The following is a 5,420-nucleotide window of genomic DNA, read 5'->3' as shown; positions in this document are numbered from 1 at the left end:
CCCCGACCCAGCGTGTCACTGCCTCCGCTCGCACCCGCTCGCTGAATGCGCACCGAATGTCGAGTACTCGCGACGGACACGGTCACATCCAGCCGCCGCGTCACCTAAGGAGCACGCCCCTGGGGTTGCAGTGTGACGAACAAGACCCGCGATGGTCGGAAGCCGATGCATGACTCGGCAAGTGCTTCCTGTGTGTGAAGAAGTATCACCTGCCGAGATCGCGACGCCGTGAAGGTCAGTGACAAGCAGCCCGTTCTACGGATTGTTGTATCGTGCGGCCGCTCGTCTGATCCTGGTCGGTCCGGCGAACGAATTCGCCCTCAGTTGTTGTCACAGCGAGCTCGCGGCGAATAAGGCTGCAGCAGTGATGGTTTCGCCGTAGGCGACGTGCGCGAACGGCTGGTTTCCGCCGATCTCGCATATCGGATCGCCGTAGGTGCACCAGCTGCCGGTTCGCCATGGCCCGGGCAGCCCGGCGTCGCTGACAAGCCGCAACGGATCACCAAACAACAGCACTGCCTGGATTCGGGACGCGAGCTGTGATGGCAACTGGACAGTGCCAGGGATGATCGCAACATCGCTACCCAGGGCAGCGTGAACAACGACCGCGCCTTGGGAGTACCCCGCAACAACAAACCTCTGATGGGGACACGCTGCGGACACCTCGATCAGGTGGTGGACCAAATCGGCGCTGCCACGACCGACTGACATCGGATCGAGTAGGTCGGCGGGATAGGACACCGGATAGGCCGTCACCGGCATGTCCAGCACGCCATGCAATGCGACGGTAAGACGGTCCCCGACCTCCGACCCGAGATACCCCGGCTCATGGGTTCCGCGCGCGACCACCAATTCGACCCCGGGTGTACAGGACGGCGCGGCAGTCGCCGCGGGAGCGGAGCCGATCACGCTGGGCACGGTCAACATCAACACCAACGCGAGAACACTGACAATCATTCTGATCGTCAACAACGTGGGTGCATCAGCTCGTACTCGGCAGACGCGCAATCTACTCAGCATGGCAATCATGCTGTCGGGACGATAGGTGCTGTAGACGTGCACTTCGCACGCGCAGTGGGAGTTTCAGCCACACCGGCATACGACCTGGAAAGCTCGCCCGTTGCTGGCCGGCGCATCACCATTGCTCGGTTCACCGACGAAGATCCTGGTGCTAGCCCATCGATGGAGAGCGCTGTGACCGCGGTTGGTCTGTATTGCGACGACGGCCGCGGATCATCTGTCTCTCAACTACCGCGAACTGGCAAGCAGCCGCGGGGCGCCCGGCAAGGAGCTGTTCGCGCGGCGGGTCAGCGCGCCCAAGCGCCCCACAGAACACAGAACGCGGCACCCGCACTGAATGAACATCGGGGATTGTCATGCATCCGTATCGGACTCACACCGCAAGTGTGAGTCACGTCCAAGTCCGCCTTGTTCGGTCGTAACGTCAGTGACATCAATGCATCCTTCGTCCCACCCACCCAACGCTTCGCAGGCCCCTGGACTCACCGCAAGGGCGAGGAAGGCTCAGCTGGGTGCAAGCCGGTCCTCGGAGTTGAAGCCATCACCGCACATCCGCCAGCCTCGACCTCATCGTCTCGCTACAAGGAGATTGCCATGCCAGACGACACCATCGTGTCGCCGCCACTGCGAGAACACAATCCCACCCGCCAACAAATCATCGACGGAATACACGAATTGGAAGCGCTGCTCGCTCAGCAACGAACACTGGGTATCGCGCCGGCTGGCGTCGACGAACCAGTCACCGACCCAAGTATCCGAACTCTCGCCACCTGGCTCAGCACAGCCGCCCACGGCAGTGACGCGTTGACCCTCGAGGAAGCAGATCGCCTCGACACGACATTCGCCGACGTACTCGACGCTGGAGGTCACGAGTACAGCATGTGGGCGAGAATCCGCTGGTTGGAGCTGTTTCGCGAGTGGCAGGAGAAGGTGCGACTCGGAGACGTTCCACCGAATTGGGTGTGGCCACAGTTTCCGGACGCCCCGCTACTGGAGCAGATCCAGCCCGACTATGTGACCGCGGACTGGGGTCGCAGCGGATTCGAGCACGAAGTCACCGATCTGGCGGACTGCGTCACCTCTGGCCCGTCCACCACTGACAAGGCCGGCGCGGAGTGGGTGAGGCAGTGCCGGCTTCGAACCACCGGTCTTGCCGAAAGCCTCCGCCAGCCAGACCGTTCTGGGTTGACCGCAGGGGAGGCGTACCGAGCGCATCGAGTGCTGGCAGCCCTGTTCAACCTTGAACAGCTGCTCGACACTCGTGGGCAGAGCGTTGCTGCGTTGACTCTCATCACCGATGACGCGGCTCACGAAGATTGGCATACCGCGCGCGTCACCAGGATCGTGCCACACACCACAACAGCCGCTGACGTCCCCATGTTGACCCGGTGGGAGTGGCTGTCGAGCGTGGAAACCCTTGAGCGCGTGCTGCACCGTGCGCCGCAACAGCAGACTTCGACACGAGATCAGCTCTGGGACAGGATCGCCCGGCAGATCGATCACCTGCAGCGCACCATTGTCGTGCTCGACGCCGCCGAACAGCGGCGAGCCGCGGTTGTGCTCGACAACTTGCGGGTTGTGGGCGCTCGGGCGGATGAGGCGTGGCAGCTGATCACCGACGCCGAACTGTTCCAACAGTGGTGCTTCCTCGAACGGATCTCGGACCCGCCCATCCTGTCGATTACCGCATGGAGCGGGCTGACGGGATCCTCATACGGTCTGGATGGCTATGCCGCCCAGCTTCGCATCGCACATCCGAATCAGCCACTGCCATCTTGAGTCAGCAACCAGTTTGAAATGGATAGCACGCCTTCGGGACTTGGTAGTTGTCCGGCACTTTCGGCGTGGAGACCGTCGGTGTGACCTGGCTGTGCCCCGGATCCGCTGGCGCAGGAGCATCCGAATTCTGTGTCAGCATCGACCAAAGAACGCAACCAGCAACAACAGCAAGTGCACCCGCGGTAATTGTCCTGCTGCCGATGTGCAAGTTGGGCCGCGCGGACACTACTCGAGAGTCGAGGTGACTGTCGATAACCGCCAATGATGGTGGCGGGGGCGCCATCGGAAGTCCTGGTGGGGTGACTGGGACGATCTCAACTGCAGGCCTGACGGCGAGTGCCGTCGATTTCGATACGGCAGCACTACGGTCGGCGGGGAACCCGCGTTTACGCAGATCATCAAGCGTGATACTCGTGATCTCCAGAGCATGCAGCACACCAAGTACCATCTCGGCATCCCACACGCTGTAGCGGCGCTCAAGCGTGCGGTTCAGATCGGCGAGAAGCTGTGTGGGTCCTTCGCCGAGCCATACATCGAATCCGTCTGGCAGGATCGCCGGCTTCTTCAGCGTGATCGGCGCGCCATTCGGAACGACGATCACCACGCCCGAAACGAAGACATCCTCGCGTTGGGTGAGGTGTTCGATCAGATTCTTCAGACCGAACACCGGACGCCGTACTTGATCAAGCGGGTTGGTATGTTTGCCACTGACAAGCAGCGCATCCTCAGATGATCCGTCGAAACGCCACCTATCGTTGGCGAGGCACGGCAGATTCCCACCATCACCAGGCTGCGGGCTTTTGGCTTCGAGCACCACACACCCATGCGGGGTGAACAGCAGCAGGTCAGCCTCGCAGCTAATATCTTCGCGATCATCCCGAGGAACCAAGCAGCCTGAGATCGCGACACCCGACACACTGCCCAGCTCCCGCAGCCAGCTGATCACCTCCTTCTCCGAGCGTGGCATTTTCGGACGGTCGCCGTTGAGAATCAGAATCGACGGCTCTGATGTGCGGTTTGGACGATCGTCCCGAGCACGAGTAGCGGATTCACTTGTTTGTGGGAGCGGCGGAACAGCTCGAAGCGATCGCCGCTTCGACTCTGAAACTGCTGGCTTCGTCAAAGAAGTTGGTGCAGCAGGCTGTTCCACCACTGGCGCAGCTGAGGGAGTGAGCGCGTCGATCAGTGCAGTCGCAGGGACCAGCGGCGCACGGGCGGGGTTGGGGATGAGCATGATGGTCATACCGGTTCGCGCGGGGTCAACATCAATGCGATAGGCGGTGTCGCACACAATTTTATGGTTGTCATCCGACAGGATTCCGGCCTTCACCAATGCGTCTTGGGCTGCTTTGCCCCAGGTTGAGAGGCTGTCGCTGTCGCGCACAACATTATCGGGTGCGCGCCAAATAATGTACGCAGATACAGGTCCAGTGATGGGAGGAAGTCGATCCTTCAATGGCTCCAACCACTCGGTAACCAGTTCAGCGACCTGTTCGGCGGCTTTGTCGGTTACGGACCAATGGGTGCCGCGCTGCTGGTTCGGCGTCAAGATGGGGCGTGCACCTGGAATGTCCAGCCGCCACTCCCTCAGCACAGCCGAGTCCTCAGCAATGGACGCTTCGGTCGTCATAAACCTGGCCTTTTCATGCTCGCGGGCGGTTCAAATAAGCCCGAGCATCCTCAGCGCCTAGCGAACCCTTCTTGCTAGAATGCTATCACGCTAGCAAGGCGGGATGCTTGTTGAAGTATTGAGCCAAGCTCAAACGGACAGCACGACGTCGGTTCGACGGTGCAGGATGCTCCACGAGCTGCGGCGACGCATCTTTCCGAGTGGTCGATGGTCGATGGACTGGCAGGTAGTTCACGCATCATGCTGGACTTCAACCCGCTGAAATGCTCAGTTGACCATGAACGGGCCACCTACAGCGCCATTGAGCGTTCTGTAGCGATGTCCGACTCGACTGGGACAGTGGTGGCTATGTCAAGCTCGAACGGACCGCTGGTGGCAGCCGGAAATAGGAGTTGCCCAGAGTCGGCCGTTCTACTGCCGGAATGTATAGCTGGGGATAGTTTTCGATGAGAAGTTGCCCTGTGAGCGCGGACAAATCCAAGTCCCAATCGAACCGATGCAAGAACGCGACGCGGTGGCTCGCCCGATCCAGGTCTTCTGCAGCCTGTTCGGCAGTCCAGCCGTTCAATTCGCGAAGCTGGAAAATCACCTGAGCTTCAAAGCCGTTCATGCGGGCACGCCCCACGTGTTGCACTTGGTGGCATCCAGGGCAGAGCGCGATAAGGCGTTGTAGCTGCTGCATCAGGCGACCACTGACGAACTTGAAAGCCCATTTCTCGTGGCAATCAGGGCGGGCTGGTCGACGGTTGCGAATGGTTTGGACGCCGCAAATTTCGCAGCGGTTACCAGCAGCGTCGCAGACCGGCGTACGCAGTCGATCCCACATCTGTCGCGTCAGCAGCCCCCGAAGGTTCGAGCCGTGCGTGTTCGGCGGCAGAAGGTCGGAGCGGATCACGACTCCATCTACGGCGTCTGGTCCAGCGAGAGTGTCCACCGCGATGAAGCTGGGCAAGTCGAATCCCATCCAAAAAGGCTATCTCGGGGCACCGAC

4 protein-coding genes are annotated in these 5,420 nt (G+C 60.9%); 1 reads left to right on the top strand and 3 read right to left on the bottom strand.

Going from position 1 to position 5,420, the window contains the following annotated elements; translation table 11 throughout:
* Positions 1–330 precede the first annotated feature (330 nt).
* Entirely contained in the window at positions 331–957 is a 627-nt protein-coding gene (locus AB0C34_RS17900; RefSeq protein WP_357073631.1) for a cutinase family protein, read from the bottom strand.
* 657 nt (positions 958–1,614) lie between these two features.
* Here AB0C34_RS17900 and AB0C34_RS17895 point away from each other — a divergent pair.
* A complete protein-coding gene (locus AB0C34_RS17895) occupies positions 1,615–2,799 on the top strand; it encodes a hypothetical protein (protein ID WP_357073628.1) in 1,185 nt (394 codons plus the stop codon).
* A 1-nt stretch (position 2,800) separates the two neighbouring features.
* Here the strand turns inward: AB0C34_RS17895 and AB0C34_RS17890 are convergent, their stop codons facing one another.
* Complete coding sequence (locus AB0C34_RS17890) at positions 2,801–4,429, bottom strand: NERD domain-containing protein (RefSeq protein ID WP_357073625.1); 1,629 nt, start codon at positions 4,427–4,429, stop codon at positions 2,801–2,803.
* 346 nt (positions 4,430–4,775) lie between these two features.
* Entirely contained in the window at positions 4,776–5,393 is a 618-nt protein-coding gene (locus AB0C34_RS17885; protein WP_357073622.1) for a hypothetical protein, read from the bottom strand.
* Positions 5,394–5,420: the final 27 nt, after the last annotated feature.

The sequence above is a fragment of the Nocardia sp. NPDC049220 genome (assembly GCF_040647855.1).
Classification (GTDB): Bacteria; Actinomycetota; Actinomycetes; order Mycobacteriales; family Mycobacteriaceae; genus Nocardia.
Note: the sequence above shows the minus strand (reverse complement) of the source record. Positions and strands in the feature narration are given on the sequence as shown.